Origin of the sequence: Pedobacter sp. D749, assembly GCF_019317285.1 — a bacterium.
Taxonomy (GTDB): Bacteria; Bacteroidota; Bacteroidia; order Sphingobacteriales; family Sphingobacteriaceae; genus Pedobacter.
The window spans coordinates 1,790,100-1,808,433 of sequence record NZ_CP079218.1 but is presented as its reverse complement, the minus strand read 5'-3'; the positions used below and the strand labels follow the sequence as shown (position 1 = coordinate 1,808,433).

Genomic DNA, 18,334 nt, shown 5'->3' with positions numbered 1-18,334 from the left:
CATCATTTCGAGCGGAGTACAACGAAGTCGAGAACCCAAGGGCTCTGCGAAGCAAAATCTATTTTGATAGATCTCTCCATTCCGCTGCGCTTCATCCGATAGCTAACGGATCGAGCTGACGACCGCTTTGGGATAAATCCATCATATTTAACTACTTTCAGTATCTATCATTTCATTATTCACGTTGCAAGACTTACGAGATCTGGTGGGCATAGTGCAGATAGACCTCGTAAGTCTATTCAAAAAAAAAGGTTCCGATTTGCATCGGAACCTTTTTTAAATATGATTATCGCCTAAGCGAAAATTTCTATTTTACTGCATCAATTACAGCTTTGAAAGCTTCTGGGTGATTCATTGCTAAATCAGCCAATACTTTACGGTTTAAACCGATTTCTTTTGAAGCTAGTTTACCGATCAATTGAGAGTAAGAAATACCGTGTTGACGTGCACCAGCGTTGATACGTTGGATCCACAATCCGCGGAATTCTCTTTTCTTAACTTTACGGTCACGGTATGCATATTGCAAACCTTTTTCTACTGTGTTTTTAGCAACAGTATAAACCTTACTTCTTGCTCCCCAATAACCTTTGGCTAAATTAAGGATCTTTTTTCTTCTTCTTCTCGAAGCTACTGCGTTTACCGAACGTGGCATGTTGTTGTTGTTTTTTGGTAAGCGGCGTTCCGTTTAACCGAAAGCTTAAAGCCTGATACCTGGTGAATTAATAAATTACTTTCCGATGCAAAGCATACGTTTAACGTTACCCATATCAGCATCAGATACGATACTTGTTTGACCTAAGGCACGTTTACGTTTAGTACTCATCTTTGTTAAGATGTGACTTTTGTATGCGTTGTTTCTTTTGATTTTACCTGTTCCAGTAAGCGAAAAACGCTTTTTAGCACTGGAATTGGTTTTCATTTTTGGCATAACCTGTTTTTTAATTTATAAACCTATTTTTATTTTTTTGCTACTTTAGGCGCAACTGTAAGGAACATTCGTTTACCTTCTAACTTAGGTAATAACTCTACTTTTCCTACATCTTCTAAAGCCTGGGCAAATTTTAACAATAAAATCTCTCCCTGCTCCTTGTAAACAATTGCTCTACCTTTAAAATGCACGTAAGCCCTAACTTTCTCACCGTTTTCTAAAAAGCTTACTGCGTGCTTTAATTTAAACTGGAAATCGTGGTCGTTGGTGTTAGGACCAAAACGAATCTCCTTAATTACAGTTTGTTTAGCATTAGATTTAATTTCTTTCTGCTTTTTCTTTTGCTCGTAAACAAATTTACTGTAATCAATAATTCTACAAACTGGCGGTACGGCATTTGGAGATATTTCTACCAAATCCAATTCCAGTTCATCAGCAAGTGCCAAAGCTTTTGCCAAAGGATAAATCCCCGGTTCAACATTATCGCCAGCTAAACGCACTTCGGGCGATTTAATATACTGATTAATGTTATGCTCTGCTTCTTTTTTCTTAAAAGGCGGACGTGGTCCCCTGTTAAATCCTGGTCTTCCTAATGCCAAATTTGTACTATTTTAATTTAAACTGTTATTTCTTTTCTTAATAAATTGTTGAACTCTTCCAACGTCATTTCGCCTAAATCTCCCTCACCATGTTTACGGACAGAAACTTTTCCTTCTGCCATTTCTTTATCACCGATAATGAGCATGTATGGGATCTTTTTAACTTCCGAATCGCGTATTTTGCGACCGATTTTCTCATCACGAAAGTCAATCAGCCCGCGAATATCGGAATTATTTAGTTCATCTAAAACTTTTTTTGCATATTCTTCATATTTTTCTGAAATAGGAAGAATAATAAATTGCTCCGGACTTAACCATAACGGGAAGTTTCCGGCACAATGTTCGATTAAAACGGCAATAAATCTTTCTAATGAACCAAATGGCGCACGGTGAATCATTACCGGTCTGTGCTTTTGGTTATCGCTACCAGTATATTCCAATTCGAAACGCTCTGGCAGATTATAATCAACCTGGATAGTACCCAACTGCCATTTTCTACCTAAAGCATCTTTTACCATAAAATCGAGCTTAGGACCATAGAAAGCGGCTTCGCCATATTCTACAACCGTATTTAAGCCCTTTTCTGCAGCTGCTTCGATAATTGCATTCTCAGATAGTCTCCAGTTCTCGTCAGAACCAATGTATTTAGATTTATTATCAGGATCTCTTAACGAAATTTGAGCAGTATAACTTTCAAAACCTAATGATTTAAAAACATAAAGCACTAAATCGATAACTTTTTTAAACTCTTCTTTAACCTGCTCTGGCATGCAGAATAAGTGTGCATCATCTTGAGTAAAGCCACGTACGCGGGTTAAACCGTGTAATTCGCCACTTTGTTCATAACGGTAAACTGTACCAAACTCAGCAAAACGAACCGGAAGATCTTTGTAAGAACGCGGTTTTGTTTTGTAAATCTCGCAGTGGTGCGGGCAGTTCATCGGTTTTAAGAAGAACTCCTCTCCTTCCTGTGGAGTTTTAATTGGCTGGAACGAATCTTTACCATATTTCTCCCAGTGTCCGGAAGTTACATATAAGTTTTTATGACCAATATGTGGAGTTACTACTTGCTCATAACCCGCTTTAGCCTGTGCTTTGGTTAAAAAGTTAACCAAACGTTCGCGCAAAGCAGTTCCTTTAGGCAACCATAAAGGCAAGCCCATCCCTACTTTTTCAGAGAAAGCAAACAATTCCAGCTCTTTTCCTAATTTACGGTGATCGCGTTTTTTTGCTTCCTCAATCATCAAAAGATATTCAGTAAGCTCGCTCGCCTTAGGGAAAGTTACCCCATAAATACGGGTTAACTGTTTTTTAGTTTCATCACCTCGCCAGTAAGCGCCAGCCACATTCATCAGTTTTACTGCTTTTACAAAACCAGTATTCGGAATATGTGGCCCACGGCATAAATCGGTAAATGAACCCTGGGTATAGAAAGTAATTTTACCATCTTCCAGGCCATCAATTAAGTCCAATTTATACTCATCGCCTTTTTCGGTAAAGTATTTTACAGCATCAGCCTTGCTTACACTTTCGCGTACAAAAGTTTCCTTTTGTTTGGCCAGTTCGATCATTTTGGTTTCAATGGCTTTGAAATCATCCGAAGAAAATTCGCGGTCGCCAAAGTCTACATCATAATAGAAACCGGTTTCAATTGCCGGACCGATACCAAATTTAGTACCTGGATAAAGTGCTTCTAAAGCCTCAGCCATTAAGTGGGCAGATGAGTGCCAAAAAGTTGATTTCCCGGCAGCATCATTCCAGGTTAACAATTTCACTGATGAATCAGATTCGATTGGTCTTGTTGAATCCCAAACCTCGCCATTAACCTCAGCGGCTAATACGTTACGGGCTAAGCCCTCAGAAATTGACAATGCAATTTGATGGGCAGAAGTGCCCTTTTCGTACTGACGGACAGAACCGTCAGGTAAAGTAATGTTAATCATCTACAACTATGATTTAAAGTTTGAATAAAAAGTTTTAAATATCACTTACAATGTGATTTTATTTTGTGCAAAGGTACGAATTTTATCCTGCTATTTAAACTGAGTGTCTTAAAATTCTACTTTGGCTGAAGCCCTACTTCATTGAGGAATGTTTTCTGTATCTCCAATACACGATCAGGGTAAGTATTCAATTTTTCATACTTCAACATCAGCTGATCATGTAGTTTTTTCTTTTCACCAGTCGTTTTTGCCTGCAGCATTTCCTTTGCCTTTTTCCCATAATCGTTTATAGCGGTTAGGTAAGCTACAACTCCTTCATTAAACTTTTCGGCTGCTTTACTTGGTTTCAGATCTGCAATATCAGCAAGTTCCATTTTTGAATTATTGACCAGGTTTTCTGCTTTGTGCGATAAGGAAATAGAATCCGGGAATCCTTTGATATAAACTTTCGAAGTATCTTTAAAAACGCTGTCCGTTTCATCGATTTGCTTCATCTGGCGCAAAAAAATGGAAGTTACTTTTTCATTATAGGCATAATCACTGGTTGATGATGTGCAGCTGAACAGCAGTATTACGGAAAGGGAAAGCAAAGCAGGTTTAAAAGATTTCATATTTTGTTATCGTTTAATTTTTTGTTTAAATTATTTACCACAGCCATGGTTCATGTCTCCACAGCCATGGTTCATGTCTCCACAGCCTTGGTTCGTGTCTCCACGAACTAATCATAACATTAAAGCAAAAATTTGGTTTTCAAATATTTACGCAATGGAATATCTACAAATCTCATAATGAGATAAGCCAGCACGATTAAAATCAATACCGAAACCGGAATAACTACCCACAAGGTTGACATTGCAGGTTTAACCACGGCTACATAAGTTAAAAACACCCAAACAAACGGATAATGTGTCATATACAAGGGATACGATATTTCGCCAGAAAGTTTGCAGATATTTTTTGAAGCAGGATTTAGTGCTGCCCCGGCGCCTAATGCAACCAAAAACGGAAAGTAAAACAATACAATGATCGGCTCGGTAATCCAGTTATAAGCATCCCTATAAGGAAAAAGGAAGGCTATAAGCAAGAGGATTATCATCCCCAGGAAACCAAGTTTATTTTTAATGATCCAATTGAAACGGTAAACCAGCATTCCGGCTGTAAATGAATACAGTACTCTTGCTCCTCCATCCCAAAAGTTTTGTCCGCCCCAGCCACCACCTAAATTGCCGTTGGGAACCTTTACACCTATATAAATAAGGCTTGCCGCCCCAACTAATGCAAAAGCAGTCAATACTTTTTTATTCAGTTTGTAAAGTATGAGGATGTAAAAGATATTCGCAATATATTCCCAAAAAAGTGACCATGCCGGTGCATTTAAACAGAATAGATTGGTATAACGCTCTGGCATCACCGGATAAGGAATCAGGAAAGCTGAAGTTAAAAATAACAAAGCAGTTTTACCGAAACCATAAACACTATAAAAATCGCTAAAAGGATCGAATAAAAAGGTTAACAAACCTAAAATAGAGCCAATCACGACCAGGGGATGCAAACGGATCAGTCTTAACTTAAAAATCTGCAACAGTCCGATATTTTCAGCACGTGTATCGTAAGCGTATGCAATTACAAAACCCGATAAACAGAAAAAGAAATCGACGGCCAGGAAACCATGCGACAGAAAATTCTTGTTATAATCGGTAATGGCGATTTCCATAAAGTGATAAATTACCACTACAATGGCAGCTATGCCTCTCAATCCGTCTAAAATTTCGAAATGTGGCCGGGTTGCTAATAAGTTTGTTTTGTTCTCCACTGTAATCAATTTGGCTAATTATATCTTATTCCAATAATAGCTATTCTCCATCTAGATGCAAAAACTAAAGAGAAGCCTTTCAAAAATGATACAAAAAAGCCCTGAAAACTGATATTTTCAAGGCTTTATGATAAGACTTCAGAAGTTAGCCTTCAGGCTGGCCGAAAGCACAAATTTCGGAAGTCTTGCAGAATGAATTAATTCATTCCAAATGCTCTTCTCTGACCACCGCCAGGTCTGTTCTGCCTAAAACGTTTCATCATATTTTCCATTTTAGTTTTGTATTCTTCATCGGTGATCAATTTTGCTTTTTTAGGTGCAGTTACATCTTTTGTGCTCACATTTCTATACTCAATACTTTTAGCAATTGAACTGTTACCTCTACCTTCGATAGCTAAAACGGCACCTTCTGTCCACATATTTGGGTTTGGAGAAAAATCAAAACCTAAATCTTTTGTATACCAGATTTTAGTTTCTTCAACAACATTTTTATCCATATCCAATATCTTGATCGCTCGTGTAGATCTTACAATCGCCTGATGACAAGTAAAACCGATAATCTGTTTTGTCGAATCTGTTTTCACCACTTCTATTTTTGGTGCCGGAGAAGCTTGCGCCTTCGTGGTATCTCTGGCGTTGCCACCACCCATCCTCATCGAACCAATCGGACCAGAAGTAGATAAGGTTAATTTACTCGGCATGTAATAAGTGGTATCGTTTAAATCGAAAACCTCTGTCAGACCTTTATCAGCGAAAGTATAGTAATACTCGCGGTTGCCGCCACCACCACCAAAACGCATCATCATACGGCCCATTCCGCCACCACCGCCACCTGCACCATTGCTGTCTTCCGTTTCTTCAACAGGCATATAACTGGCGTTTGTAGCCGTAAATAATAACTCGAAATTGGTTTTGCTAGACGAAGGCATTCTGGCTTTCATCTGGTCGGTTAGCTGTATACCGCTGGCTGATGCCATCGCCGCCGGATCGATGGTGTTTTCGAATTGTATTGCTCCGGAGGTCTTTTTTTGTGCATTTGCAAAACTTGCAATCGACATTACTCCTAATAAAGCGATGAATATTTTTTTCATTTTGATGATTTTGTTTTGTTCTTTAGATAAGAAATCCTGTAAAAGGTTTAACAAAGGTATTGCTGATTGTAACGTAAAGTTTGTTAAATGTGTAAAATCAATGGCTGAATAGGGTGTTTAAAGGAAGATGTAATTTGTTTTTTACAATAGAGCTTGTTTTTGAAAAGCAATTGCAGTGGTTTTGATATGAGCCCTAATAAAAACCGTAAAATGCAAATTAATTTGTGCGTTCCCTAAGCTGCGCAAAGGTCGGGCTTTTCAGGGCTGCGCTGCGCTCCGGTACCGATGAAGGATCGGTACTGAACCCTTACAATCCCTAACGCGGATTTATCGCGCAAAACCATTCTCCTCGGTATGTGTCCCACAGACAATGGAATAAGAGTTAAACCTCGCAGGTTTTAAAAACCTGCGAGGTTTAAATTAGTATTCTGTACTTTCCAACCAGCCATTACATAATACATCGGCTATATGCATGGTTTTAATCGCCAGATTATTTTTATCAATATAACCCTGAAGATGTAAAAGGCAGGATAAATCGGTAGAAATAATATAATCAGCTTGTTGGGCCATTGCATGATTAACCTTTTGTTCGGCCATTGCAGATGAAATGGCATCAAACTTTACAGCAAAAGTACCTCCGAAACCACAGCACATATCGGTATCTTCCATCTCGATCATTTCTAAACCGTGCACTTTTGAAAGCAACTGGCGGGGTTCATCTTTAATTTTACATTCGCGTAATGCGCTACAAGAATCATGATAAACGGCTTTGCCTTCTAACTCTGCACCGAAATAATCCTTTTTAGCTACATTTACCAGGAAATCAGAAAGTTCCCAAATATTCGATTGTAAGTTACGGCATTTGTTATGTACAATGGTATTGGTAAAAAGATCGTTAAATCCTCCTTTCACCATCCCTACACAAGATGCCGATGGGGCCACCACATAGGTATTTTCGTTAAAATCGTTCAGAAATTTTGTACCCACTTCTTTAGCTTCATCCCAATAACCCGCATTGTATGCCGGCTGACCACAGCAGGTTTGTTTCGAGTTGTATTCTACTTTACATCCTGACTTTTCTAATAACCTTAGCGTATTAAAAGCGGTTTCGGGATATAACTGGTCTACAAAACAGGGAACAAACAATTCTACTTTCATCAACAAATTCTTTAGTCTGCAAACTTACAATTTTGCGGTTTCATTGCGCTCGATTTTTTTCAGGAATACTAAAAACACCAATCCCACTATAAAAAATGATGCCAAAGCGATGATGGATTGGCGCATATTGTGTGTTAAACCCTCAATAAATGCAAAACTAAACAGGCCAATTACGATTGCCAATTTCTCTGTGGCATCGTAAAAACTAAAAAATGAAGCGGTGTCGGTTGTGTTTTCCGGAATATGTTTAGAATAAGTAGAACGTGATAAAGATTGTATTCCGCCCATAATCAGGCCGACAATGGCGGCCAGGGCATAAAATTGAGTAGAATTAATTATAAAATAGCCATAAATACAGCAACCTACCCAAACCAAAACTACAATTATTAAAACATTAATGTTACCCATTTTTTTGGCTAAAAGCGACATCATCCATGCGCCTAAGATTGCCACCAATTGAATGATTAAGATAACGGCAATTAAACTGCCCGATTCCATTTTTAAAACCTTGGCTCCGAAACCCGCAGCAGCAAGCATAATGGTTTGTACACCCATCGAATAAAAAAAGAAGGCAATTAAATAAGTTTTTAAAAACTTCATTTGCCTTAGCTGGTTCCACACTTTTGCAAATTCACCGAAACTGCTTTTAATAATCCCCTTGTTTACAGCGCCTGGATTAGGCACATCTTTAGGCAAAGCTTTAAAAGGAATCTGAGCGAATAAAAACCACCAGATACCAACCAACAAAAATGATATTTGAGCAGGCAATGATTTATCCGTAATTCCGAACAGTTCGGGTTTTAGCACAAAAACAAAACAGATTAACTGCAATATCACGCTACCCACGTAGCCGTATGAAAATCCTTGGGCACTTACTTTATCCTGGTTATCGGTTGAAGCAATTATGGGCAAATAGGCATTATTAAACATTACACCGCCCACATAGCCCATTGCAGCCAGCACAAAGCAAATAATTCCAGCTTCTAAAGTTTCCAGTTTGAAGAAAAATAAACCCATGCAGGCGAAAGATCCGACATAGGTAAACAATTTCATGAAGAACTTCTTTTTGCCTTTCGCATCCGCATAGGAAGATAGTACCGGCAACAAAACCACCATTAATAAGTAAGCGAAAGCAAGCGCATAATTAGAAAGAACGGTATTTATAAACGTTTTACCAAAAAAAGTTACTTCGTCGCCATGCGCTTTTGTTGTAGTAATTGCAACATAGTAAACTGGAAAAATGGTCGAGGTAATCACTAAATTATAGGCAGAATTTGCCCAGTCGAAGAAAGCCCAGGAGCGTATGGTTTTCTTATTATCTTTTTCTATCATTTGTTTTTCGCTTCTCGGAAGACTAAACTGATTGTTTGGATACCACTGATTAAATAGTTCATTACAAAACTAATATTTTATTGCTAACTTGATAGGCATTTTCTCCCATCTCCCATCTCCCATCTCCCATCTAAAGATAATACTTCTTCCCATCAGTTTTAATCTTACCTGCATCTAATAACTCTCTGATGGCATCAATTCTTTCAGCTTCAGTACCATTTTTAATATTAGTAGCCAGATCATCAAGACTTAGCGCTTGCTTTTGTAGTAAAGAAATAATTTCAAATTCAATTTCTTCGCCCACTTGGTTCTGGTTTTCGGCTCTTTTTTCAGCTAAGCAAACATCGCAAACACCACATTTTGTAGCATGATGTTCATCAAAATAATTCAGCAACTGAACACTTCTGCACAAATTAGACGAAGCGTAAGCCACCACCGCATTAATCTGCTTGTGTAAGATCTCTTTTCTCAGCCCGAGGTATTTCACATCGAGGTCAAAATGATCCATATCAACTCTTGGTCTAACATATTGTAACTGTGGCTGATCGGTCTGTTGAATATATGTCAGCAATTCAATAGCCTGCAGCTTATTCAATAAAGCGATAATCTCTTGGTAAGACAAGCCCGTTTTTTTGGCTAAATCCGCCTCATTAATTTTAACAAAACCATCGAAAGCGCCGCCATGCGAACGCAAAATCGTCTTTATAATCCCATCGTAAGCCTTATTTTCAATTTGAAAACGGTAAATATCTTCATGACTGGCAATAAACATTATTCTCGATGGTAAAAAAACACTTTCAGATAAGGTTAGATAACCATCATGCTCTAAAAATTTCAATGCAGAAATTGTCTTTAAAACACTGATATTAAATCGTTTACAAAAATCAGCTATATCGAAAGCAAGGGTTAGCCCTTCGCCGGCACCAAATGCCAGTCGAAAATAGTTGCCAAGATAGTGATAGGTTTTTCGGATTTCGTCAGGAGATGGAAAACTATCAAGGTACCTGGACTCCAGGCCTAAAACATCAGACTGATTGGCTAAAAGAACAGCGTAACTTCGCTTTTCATCGCGCCCTGCCCTACCTGCTTCCTGGTAATAGGCCTCTAAGCTTTCTGGTAAATCTAAATGCACTACAAAACGAACATCTGCTTTATCTATGCCCATGCCGAAGGCATTTGTGGCCACCATGATACGGGTTTTGTTGTTCTTCCACTCTTCCTGTTTCAAGAAGCGGACATCACGTTCCAATCCGGCATGGTAAAAATCGGCTTTAATCTGATTCCTATTGATAAAATTGGCAACCTCGGCAGTTTCTCTCCGGTTACGGACATAAACCAAACCTGTACCCTTTACTTTTTGGCAAATATCGATCAGCTTTTTATATTTATCTTCATTACCGAAAACCACATAACTTAAATTGTCTCTCGCAAAACTTTTCACAAAAACCTGTGGGTCTTTCATTTCCAGTTTTTCTATGATATCTTTTCGAACAAAAGAGGTAGCAGTTGCTGTAAGTGCCAAAACCGGAACATCAGGCAAAATTTCGCGGAGTTTGGAAATCTGTTGGTACGGCGGACGAAAATCGTAGCCCCATTGCGAAATACAATGCGCCTCGTCTACCGCAATCAGGTTCACATTCATGTAGGAAATACGAACACGCACTAAATCAGCTAATAAACGCTCCGGAGATAAGTAAAGGAATTTAATTTTTCCGTAAATACAGTTGTCCAGTAAGATATCGATTTCACGTTTGCCCATCCCGGCATAAATGGCAATGGCTTCAATCCCTTTCGATTTCAGGTTTTCTACCTGATCTTTCATCAGGGCAATTAACGGCGAAACTACAATGCAGATTCCTTCTTTAACCAAGGCAGGAACCTGAAAACAGATTGATTTGCCACCACCCGTAGGCAATAGCGCTAAACTGTCATTTCCTGCTAAAACAGAAGCAATAATATCTTCCTGTAAAGGTCTAAAAGCCTGGTGTCCCCAATATTTTTGTAAAATCTCTATTGCTGTCATAAATCGGCAGTATCAAAACTATACATTTAATCCAAAATCACCACTTATTATTGTTGGAAATTGAAAAAAATCATCTTTAGAAAAGATTATTAACTTTGCTAAATAAGAAGGATTAAATGTTAGAAACGCAGTTTGCAGATATTGTCAGCTTAATTAAAAATGCCCGGGCAGTGGCATTGAAAACTGTTAATTCTACATTAATAAACCTATATTGGAATATTGGTGAGTATATACACAACAGAGTTAAAAACGCCGAATGGGGACAATCAGTTGTAAAGCAACTAGCAGAATTTTTATCAAAGAATGAACCTGATTTAAAAGGTTTTTCGGATAAAAACCTTTGGCGGATGAAACAGTTTTATGAAAGCTATAGAGATTATCCAAAACTCTCAACACTGCTGAGAGAAATTAGCTGGACTCACAATCTGATTATTCTTTCTAGGTTAAAATCAATTGAGGAAAAAGAATTCTATTTAAAACTTTGTCTAAAAGAAAAATATAGTAAGAGAGAGCTTGAAAGACAGATATCTGCTAGTCATTACGAAAGATCTATAATGGGAAATACAAAACTCTCACCAGTGGTGAGAGTTTTACAAAACGAGATTGAAACCATATTCAAAGATACTTATGTATTTGAATTCCTTAATCTTTCCGAACCTCACAGCGAAAACGATCTACAGAAAAATTTAGTTTTAGAAATGAGAAATTTCATCCTTGAACTTGGGAAAGATTTCTTATTTATTAGTGAAGAATATAAAATACAGGTCGGGAATAGCGATTTCTATATTGATCTTCTTTTTTACCATCGTGGCTTACAATGTTTAGTTGCATTTGAATTAAAGGTAGATAAATTTAAGCCCGAACATTTAGGTCAGTTAAATTTCTATTTGGAAGCTTTAGATAGAGATGTTAAAAAGTTAAATGAAAACCCAAGTATTGGTATTCTCCTCTGCAAAGATAAAGATAACGAAGTGGTAGAATATGCATTGAGCCGAAGTCTCTCTCCCACTTTAGTCGCAGAATACAAAACACAGCTTCCCGATAAAAAAATACTTCAAAGAAAAATACACGAATTATTCAAATAACCATCCAATATATAATGAAACACCTCTATTTTTTATCCGCTCTTTCGTTATTATTTTTCAGTTCTTATGCCCAGGAAAAGAAATGGGACATTGAAAAGTACCAGGGCACTACAAAAAATTTCACGCTAAATACGGATGAAGGTACCTGGATGAATCTTGATGTAAGCGCCGACGGACAGGAAATTGTTTTTGATTTACTGGGTGATATCTACGTAATGCCCATTAGCGGTGGAGTAGCTAAACTGATCAGCGGAGGTATTGCATGGGATGTACAACCAAGGTTCAGCCCTAACGGGAAGTACATTTCTTATACAAGCGATAAGAGTGGAGGCGATAATATCTGGATCATGAACCGTGATGGTTCCGGCAAAAAGCAGGTTACCAAAGAGAGTTTCAGGTTATTGAATAATGCCACCTGGATGCCCAACAGCGAATATCTGGTAGCTAGAAAACACTTCACGGCCAGCCGATCGTTAGGCGCCGGCGAAATGTGGATGTATAGCATCAATGGTGGCGACGGTATACAGTTAACCAAACGTAAAAATGATCAGCAGGATGCCGGTGAGCCCAACGTTTCGCCCGACGGAAGATACCTTTATTTTAGCGAAGATGTGAGCCCTGGTCCAAATTTCGAATACAGTAAAGATCCTAACGGGACTATTTATGCCATCCGTCAGCTTGATTTAACGACAGGTAAATTAATTACCTTAATTGATGAGCAAGGAGGTGCTTGTCGTCCGCAGGTTTCTCCCGATGGAAATTTAATTGCTTTTGTAAAACGGGTAAGGTTAAAATCTACTTTATATGTTCAGAATATTAAAACGGGCGAAGAGTGGCCAGTAAATGAAGATTTATCCCACGATCAGCAGGAAACATGGGCGATTTTTGGCGTTTATCCGAATTTCGCCTGGACTCCGGATAGCAAAAGCATCATTTACTATGCTAAAGGCAAAATCAGGAAAACCGAAATAGGTACATTGATCAATAGTACCATTCCTTTCCAGGCCAATACCATTCAAACGGTACAACAGGCTTTACATTTTGAGCAGCAGGTTTTCAGCAACGAGTTTTCGGCTAAAATGTTGAGGCAACTTACAACCTCACCCGATGGAAAAACCATCGTTTTTAATGCAGCAGGATACCTATACAAACAAGAATTACCGATAGGAAAACCAGAAAGATTAACAAATGGTTTGGATTTCGAATTCGAACCGGCTTTTAGTCCGGATGGAAAATATGTGGTTTATACTACCTGGAGCGATGAATTGCGTGGAGCAATAAAAAGAACCGATTTCAAATCAGGTAAAACTATCACCCTGAGCGATGAAAAAGGTTTTTATTACTCTCCTCAATATTCAACCAAAGGTGATAAAATTGTTTTCAGAAAAGGAAGTGGAAATGATGTTTTAGGTTATAATTATGGCCGTGGAACGGGAATTTTCATGATGCAGGCCAATGGTGGCGCTAAAACTTTGATTTCGGATAACGGCATCCGTCCACAGTTTAATAATACTGATACCCGTATTTATTTCCAAAGTTATGCAGATGGTAAAAAGGCATTGAAAAGCATCGATTTAAACGGCGCTAACGAAAGAACACACTTTACTTCACAATATGCCAATCAGTTCGTCATCAGTCCTGACAATAAGTGGGTGGCCTTTAACGAATTATTTAACGTTTACATCACACCGATGATCAATATTGGTACAGCGCAAGATGCATCGGCAGGTAATAGTGCTATTCCGGTTACAAAAGTGACTACCGACGGTGGAACATACATTCAATGGAGCAACGATAGTAAAAGCTTGCATTGGACATTAGGACCGAAATATTTCACCATTGATGTAAACAGTGCTTTCAATTTTGATGGCACTACACCTAAAACAGAAGCTTCATCTATCGATATCAATCTGGTTTTAAAAGCCGATGTTCCTACCGGAATTATGGCTTTAAAAGGTGCCAGAATCATTTCAATGAAAGGTGATGAAGTAATTGAAAACGGAACCATTCTTACCGATGGAAATAAAATTACGGCAATCGGAAAATCAGATGCGGTAAACATCCCTGCCAATGCCAAAGTAATTGATGTAAACGGCAAAACCATTATGCCTGGTATTGTTGATGTTCATGCCCACTTGCGAACCAGTCCGGATGGCATAACACCACAGAACGATTGGAGTTATATGGCTAATTTAGCTTTTGGTGTAACCACTTCACACGATCCATCAAGCAATACCGAAATGGTTTTTAGCCAAAGTGAAATGCTTAAAGCAGGCAGAATGGTTGGTCCGAGGGTTTACTCTACAGGCTCCATTTTATATGGTGCCGATGGTGATTTTAAGGTTGTGATTAACAGCTTAGACGATGCCTTGGCCAATTTACGCAGGTTAAAAGCTGTTGGTGCTTTTTCGGTGAAATCATACAATCAGCCAAGAAGAGAGCAGCGTCAACAGATTTTAGAAGCCGCACGACAGCTAAAAATGGAAGTTGTACCCGAAGGAGGTTCTACTTTTTTCACCAATATGAATATGGTTGCCGACGGGCATACCGGAATTGAGCACAGTATCCCGGTGTTACCGATTTATAAAGATGTAACCACGCTTTGGAACAATACCGAAGTGGGTTACACCCCCACACTGATTGTGGCCTACGGCGGTCAATGGGGCGAAAATTACTGGTATGATAGAACCAACGTTTGGGAAAACGAAAAATTAATGACTTACACCCCACGCTCCATTATAGACGCGAGGGCAAGACGGAGGACCACATCCGAATATAGCGATTATAACCACATCAACATTGCAAAAGCCACCAAACAGATTGCAGATGGTGGCACAAAGGTTAACCTTGGCGCACACGGGCAGATTCAGGGTTTAGGGGCACATTGGGAATTGTGGATGCTGGTTCAAGGCGGCTTTAGCCCGCTGCAGGCCATCAGGGCTGCAACATTAAATGGCGCTGGTTATTTGGGCATGAACAAAGAAATAGGTTCATTAGAAGTAGGTAAACTGGCAGATATGGTGATTATGGATGCCAACCCTTTAGATGATATTCGCAATTCGGAAAAAATCAAATATGTGATGATCAATGGTCGCCTTTACGATAGTGCTACCTTAAATGAAGTAGGTACAAGAGAAAAACTGAGAGGCAAATTGTGGTTCGAGAATATCAGGGGAAATGGCTACATTATTCCAAACGGAGAATCAGAAACCTGGACTTTTACGGTTCCGCACTGTGATTAAAACTAATCCGCAAATTTCGGAAACATTTTTTGACCATATAAGACACGTGAGGTACATATAAGCTTAAATGATCTTACATTCTTTATACGGTCAAAAACATTACAACAGATTATGAGTAGTAATGAGATATTGTATTAATATTATTTTCTTACAGGTTCACGTTTCGAATGAACAACACTTAAAGTATCAATTAGAAGAGAAGTAATTAAAATTAACCGACTATCTAGCAAAAAGATCGAAATAGATTAGGTACTGAAAGGTTCGAAAAACAATTAATTTAGAATACATAGCATGAAACCAAACAAACTTTACACTATCGCATCAATTGTATTCCTACTACTCAGTGTGATCGTTTTTTCATATAGTGGGTATTATATTTTGGGAATCCAGACGGTGAACTTATTCCTGGCACTGATTGCAATGGCTTACATCACTTCTTTTATCGCGGTAATGAAAAACCGGAAATCTGTTATTTTGTGGTTGTTGTTGATCATAAATTCGATTATACTCATCTGTATTATCTATTTTCTCACGCATTTTAAAATGAAAATGTAATTTTAGCGATGGTTGCGCTCGTTTTTAATAGATAATCGTCATCTCGACTGAAGCGTAGCGAAATGGAGAGATCTATCAAGACAGATTTCTCCACTGCGGTCGAAATGACGAGCTTTCGTAACATATTATCGCTATTTTAAAGCTCACAGTAGCTTATAAAACCAACAAACCGTATTCCCTTAACGTATTTATGGGTTTCGAATACCAGAAAAGTTCAAAGTTTTCCAATTCTGTCTCAAAATCAGCCTTAATCTCTTGAAAAGTATATACTTTCTCATTCGAGATCGAAATTCTATTCAAGATAGCAGTTAACCATTCACCTTCTTTTTTATTCGTCTGTATGGTAAAGGTTTCTTTTTTATCGTGAAAAGTAAGCGACGCCAATTCCCACGTATTACCCTTTTTGGATTTGGTGAAATAATCGGCAGAAGGCTTTCCTCCTATCCACACTACTTTTGCAGTAGGTTTCGTATTAAAATGGTCGCTGTCGTTTAATGCCTTTTCAATAAAGTCGGCTGGAATTTTTGTTCTCGGAATTTTAAAATCAAACCAATCCTGCAGTTCATAATCAAAACAGATGCCATGCATAAAATTGAACAGTGATTTTTTTAATCCGAAACTGAATTTATTGTGATCAATCCCTATTTTATCGGTATAATTGATATCGTTATTGGCAAAAGTTCCTATCGCTTCGGTTTCTTTTACCACGCCAAATTTTTCAGGGTACATGCCCACCGGACTATGTGCCGTCATGGCAAACTGATGCCAAAAACCCGATTGTAGTATGCCTACTTCAAATAATTGACGTACCATTTCTAAACTATCAACCGTTTCTTGTATAGTTTGCGTAGGATAACCATACATTAAATAAGCATGAACCATAATTCCTGCTTCGGTAAAGTTACGGGTAACCTTAGCTACCTGCTCTACTGTTACACCTTTATCAATCAGTTTTAACAAACGATCAGATGCAACTTCCAATCCACCCGAAACGGCAATACAACCTGATGCCTTTAATAACAAACATAAATCCTGTGTAAAGCTTTTTTCAAAGCGGATATTTGTCCACCAGGTAACCGCTAATTTCCTTCTGATAATTTCCAGAGCCACTTCACGCATCAGTGCGGGTGGTGCTGCCTCATCTACAAAATGAAACCCATTCTGTCCGGTTTTAGCATATAAATCCTCAATGCGATCCACAATCAACTTAGCGGCTATAGGCTCGTAAACTTTAATGTAATCCAGTGAAATATCGCAAAACGTACATTTACCCCAATAACAGCCATGGGCCATAGTAAGCTTGTTCCACCTTCCATCACTCCACATGCGGTGCATGGGGTTAACAATTTCAATTACCGAAATGTATTTGTCTAAAAGCAGGCCTGTATAATCTGGTGTACCTACATCAGCTTGTTTATAATCGTTTCTGAAAGCATCATTACGGTAAACTACTTTACCATTTTCAAGAAGAAAAGTTCTTTTATAAAAGTGGGCTTCAGCTGGGATGGGGTGCGTAATGTTATGGTACAACAATTCGATTGGCAGCTCGCCATCATCCAATGTAATGTAATCAAAAAACTCAAAAACCCGTACATCTGACAACGACCTTAATTCGGTATTTGGGAAACCGCCGCCCATAGAAATTTTGATTTCAGGATGATTGGCTTTTATCCATTGCGCACAGCGGAAAGCACTGTATAAGTTACCCGGAAACGGAACAGAAATCAAAAATAATTTAGGCTGTACCGTTTCTATTTTCTCTTTTAAAACCGAAACCAGGATCTGATCGATGTAAGTAGGTTCTTTTAATAAAGCATTATATAATTCATCAAAAGAGTTCGCACTTCTGCCTAAACGTTCAGCATAACGGCTAAAACCAAAATTTTCGTCGATGCACTCTACAATATAATCAGATATGTCTTCTAGATAAAGTGTGGCCAGATGTTTTGCTTTATCCTGCGTACCCATCGCACCAAAGGCCCAGTCTAATTCCTCTAAAACAGCAAACCTTGAAGCCTGAGGCAAAAAGTCATCACCGCAGATCTGTAAGGCCAGGGTTGGGTTTTTCCCCTGAAGAAAGGCGATTACGGCATTAATGGTTTTTAAATATTCATCCTGTAAAGCGAAAATACGTTTAGCATTGTCACTTTTAGGTTTTTGATCATCAATACTTAAACTTCGCCCGGTGTGACTAAACAAATCTTGTAGTCCTTTTTTAGAGAATAACTGTAAAATAACCTCAATTCCTAAATCGGCCTGTGTTGCGCTGATATTTTTGGTGTTCAGAAAACCTTTTATATACGCCGTTGCTGGATATGGTGTATTAAGTTGGGTAAACGGCGGCGTAATGGCAAGGATTTCGGTTTTCAAAAGGAATTGTTTTTTCTGCAAAAGTACGGGATTTTTCACACAGTCGTCACCCTGAATTTATTTCAGGATCTATTTTTAAAAAAGATTCCGACCCCGAAGTAGCTATCAGACCTTTAAAAACAAAATAACAGCTCATAAAAAAATCCGATGGCTACCGGATCAGCATGACGAGTCGCGGGATATGATCCAATTAAA

The 18,334-nt window shown here is 38.4% G+C and carries 14 protein-coding genes; 3 read left to right on the top strand and 11 right to left on the bottom strand.

Annotated elements, in window-relative coordinates:
• Nucleotides 1-307: 307 nt before the first annotated feature.
• The 10 genes from rplT to KYH19_RS07175 all read right to left on the bottom strand — a co-directional run bounded on the left by rplT (nucleotide 308) and on the right by KYH19_RS07175 (nucleotide 10,887).
• Nucleotides 308-652 (bottom strand): 50S ribosomal protein L20, encoded by a 345-nt coding sequence (gene rplT, locus KYH19_RS07220; protein ID WP_025144714.1) that lies wholly within the window; start codon nucleotides 650-652, stop codon nucleotides 308-310.
• Between the two features lie 75 nt (nucleotides 653-727).
• Nucleotides 728-928, bottom strand: coding sequence for a 50S ribosomal protein L35 (rpmI, locus tag KYH19_RS07215; RefSeq protein WP_108198956.1), 201 nt, complete (start codon nucleotides 926-928; stop codon nucleotides 728-730).
• A gap of 29 nt (nucleotides 929-957) precedes the next feature.
• Nucleotides 958-1,527 (bottom strand): translation initiation factor IF-3, encoded by a 570-nt coding sequence (gene infC, locus KYH19_RS07210; RefSeq protein WP_056872808.1) that lies wholly within the window; start codon nucleotides 1,525-1,527, stop codon nucleotides 958-960.
• Nucleotides 1,528-1,544: 17 nt separating this feature from the next.
• The gene (gene thrS / locus KYH19_RS07205) at nucleotides 1,545-3,470 is read right to left on the bottom strand and encodes a threonine--tRNA ligase (protein WP_219078141.1); all 1,926 of its coding nucleotides are present in this window, start codon (nucleotides 3,468-3,470) and stop codon (nucleotides 1,545-1,547) included.
• 116 nt (nucleotides 3,471-3,586) lie between these two features.
• A complete protein-coding gene (locus tag KYH19_RS07200; RefSeq protein ID WP_219078140.1) occupies nucleotides 3,587-4,081 on the bottom strand; it encodes a hypothetical protein in 495 nt (164 codons plus the stop codon).
• Nucleotides 4,082-4,200: 119 nt separating this feature from the next.
• Nucleotides 4,201-5,283, bottom strand: a complete 1,083-nt coding sequence (locus KYH19_RS07195) for an acyltransferase (protein WP_219078139.1) — start codon at nucleotides 5,281-5,283, stop codon at nucleotides 4,201-4,203.
• Between the two features lie 197 nt (nucleotides 5,284-5,480).
• Nucleotides 5,481-6,374 carry a hypothetical protein gene (locus KYH19_RS07190; protein WP_219078138.1) on the bottom strand — a complete coding sequence of 298 codons (894 nt, stop codon included), beginning with the start codon at nucleotides 6,372-6,374 and terminating at the stop codon, nucleotides 5,481-5,483.
• Nucleotides 6,375-6,794: 420 nt separating this feature from the next.
• A complete protein-coding gene (locus KYH19_RS07185; RefSeq protein ID WP_219078137.1) occupies nucleotides 6,795-7,532 on the bottom strand; it encodes a (Fe-S)-binding protein in 738 nt (245 codons plus the stop codon).
• A 24-nt stretch (nucleotides 7,533-7,556) separates the two neighbouring features.
• Nucleotides 7,557-8,864 (bottom strand): MFS transporter, encoded by a 1,308-nt coding sequence (locus KYH19_RS07180; protein ID WP_193424332.1) that lies wholly within the window; start codon nucleotides 8,862-8,864, stop codon nucleotides 7,557-7,559.
• Between the two features lie 130 nt (nucleotides 8,865-8,994).
• The gene (locus KYH19_RS07175) at nucleotides 8,995-10,887 is read right to left on the bottom strand and encodes an ATP-dependent DNA helicase RecQ (RefSeq protein WP_219078136.1); all 1,893 of its coding nucleotides are present in this window, start codon (nucleotides 10,885-10,887) and stop codon (nucleotides 8,995-8,997) included.
• Nucleotides 10,888-11,003: 116 nt separating this feature from the next.
• Here KYH19_RS07175 and KYH19_RS07170 point away from each other — a divergent pair, with 116 nt between their 5' ends.
• The 3 genes from KYH19_RS07170 to KYH19_RS07160 all read left to right on the top strand — a co-directional run bounded on the left by KYH19_RS07170 (nucleotide 11,004) and on the right by KYH19_RS07160 (nucleotide 15,769).
• The gene (locus tag KYH19_RS07170; protein WP_219078135.1) at nucleotides 11,004-11,972 is read left to right on the top strand and encodes a YhcG family protein; all 969 of its coding nucleotides are present in this window, start codon (nucleotides 11,004-11,006) and stop codon (nucleotides 11,970-11,972) included.
• A 14-nt stretch (nucleotides 11,973-11,986) separates the two neighbouring features.
• A complete protein-coding gene (locus tag KYH19_RS07165) occupies nucleotides 11,987-15,214 on the top strand; it encodes an amidohydrolase family protein (protein ID WP_219078134.1) in 3,228 nt (1,075 codons plus the stop codon).
• A gap of 291 nt (nucleotides 15,215-15,505) precedes the next feature.
• On the top strand, nucleotides 15,506-15,769 hold the full coding sequence (locus tag KYH19_RS07160) for a hypothetical protein (RefSeq protein ID WP_132397296.1): 264 nt from the start codon (nucleotides 15,506-15,508) through the stop codon (nucleotides 15,767-15,769).
• Between the two features lie 153 nt (nucleotides 15,770-15,922).
• Here KYH19_RS07160 and KYH19_RS07155 read toward each other — a convergent pair whose 3' ends face one another.
• On the bottom strand, nucleotides 15,923-18,139 hold the full coding sequence (locus KYH19_RS07155; RefSeq protein ID WP_219078133.1) for a radical SAM protein: 2,217 nt from the start codon (nucleotides 18,137-18,139) through the stop codon (nucleotides 15,923-15,925).
• Nucleotides 18,140-18,334: the final 195 nt, after the last annotated feature.

What these genes read in the sequence shown, in the direction of transcription:
- KYH19_RS07180 (WP_193424332.1), bottom strand. Translation starts at nt 8,864, where the DNA reads ATGATAGAAAAAGATAATAAGAAAACCATACGCTCCTGGGCTTTCTTC.
- rplT (WP_025144714.1), bottom strand. Translation starts at nt 652, where the DNA reads ATGCCACGTTCGGTAAACGCAGTAGCTTCGAGAAGAAGAAGAAAAAAG.
- KYH19_RS07170 (WP_219078135.1), top strand. Translation starts at nt 11,004, where the DNA reads ATGTTAGAAACGCAGTTTGCAGATATTGTCAGCTTAATTAAAAATGCC.
- KYH19_RS07185 (WP_219078137.1), bottom strand. Translation starts at nt 7,532, where the DNA reads ATGAAAGTAGAATTGTTTGTTCCCTGTTTTGTAGACCAGTTATATCCC.
- KYH19_RS07165 (WP_219078134.1), top strand. Translation starts at nt 11,987, where the DNA reads ATGAAACACCTCTATTTTTTATCCGCTCTTTCGTTATTATTTTTCAGT.
- thrS (WP_219078141.1), bottom strand. Translation starts at nt 3,470, where the DNA reads ATGATTAACATTACTTTACCTGACGGTTCTGTCCGTCAGTACGAAAAG.
- rpmI (WP_108198956.1), bottom strand. Translation starts at nt 928, where the DNA reads ATGCCAAAAATGAAAACCAATTCCAGTGCTAAAAAGCGTTTTTCGCTT.
- KYH19_RS07175 (WP_219078136.1), bottom strand. Translation starts at nt 10,887, where the DNA reads ATGACAGCAATAGAGATTTTACAAAAATATTGGGGACACCAGGCTTTT.
- KYH19_RS07190 (WP_219078138.1), bottom strand. Translation starts at nt 6,374, where the DNA reads ATGAAAAAAATATTCATCGCTTTATTAGGAGTAATGTCGATTGCAAGT.
- KYH19_RS07160 (WP_132397296.1), top strand. Translation starts at nt 15,506, where the DNA reads ATGAAACCAAACAAACTTTACACTATCGCATCAATTGTATTCCTACTA.
- KYH19_RS07200 (WP_219078140.1), bottom strand. Translation starts at nt 4,081, where the DNA reads ATGAAATCTTTTAAACCTGCTTTGCTTTCCCTTTCCGTAATACTGCTG.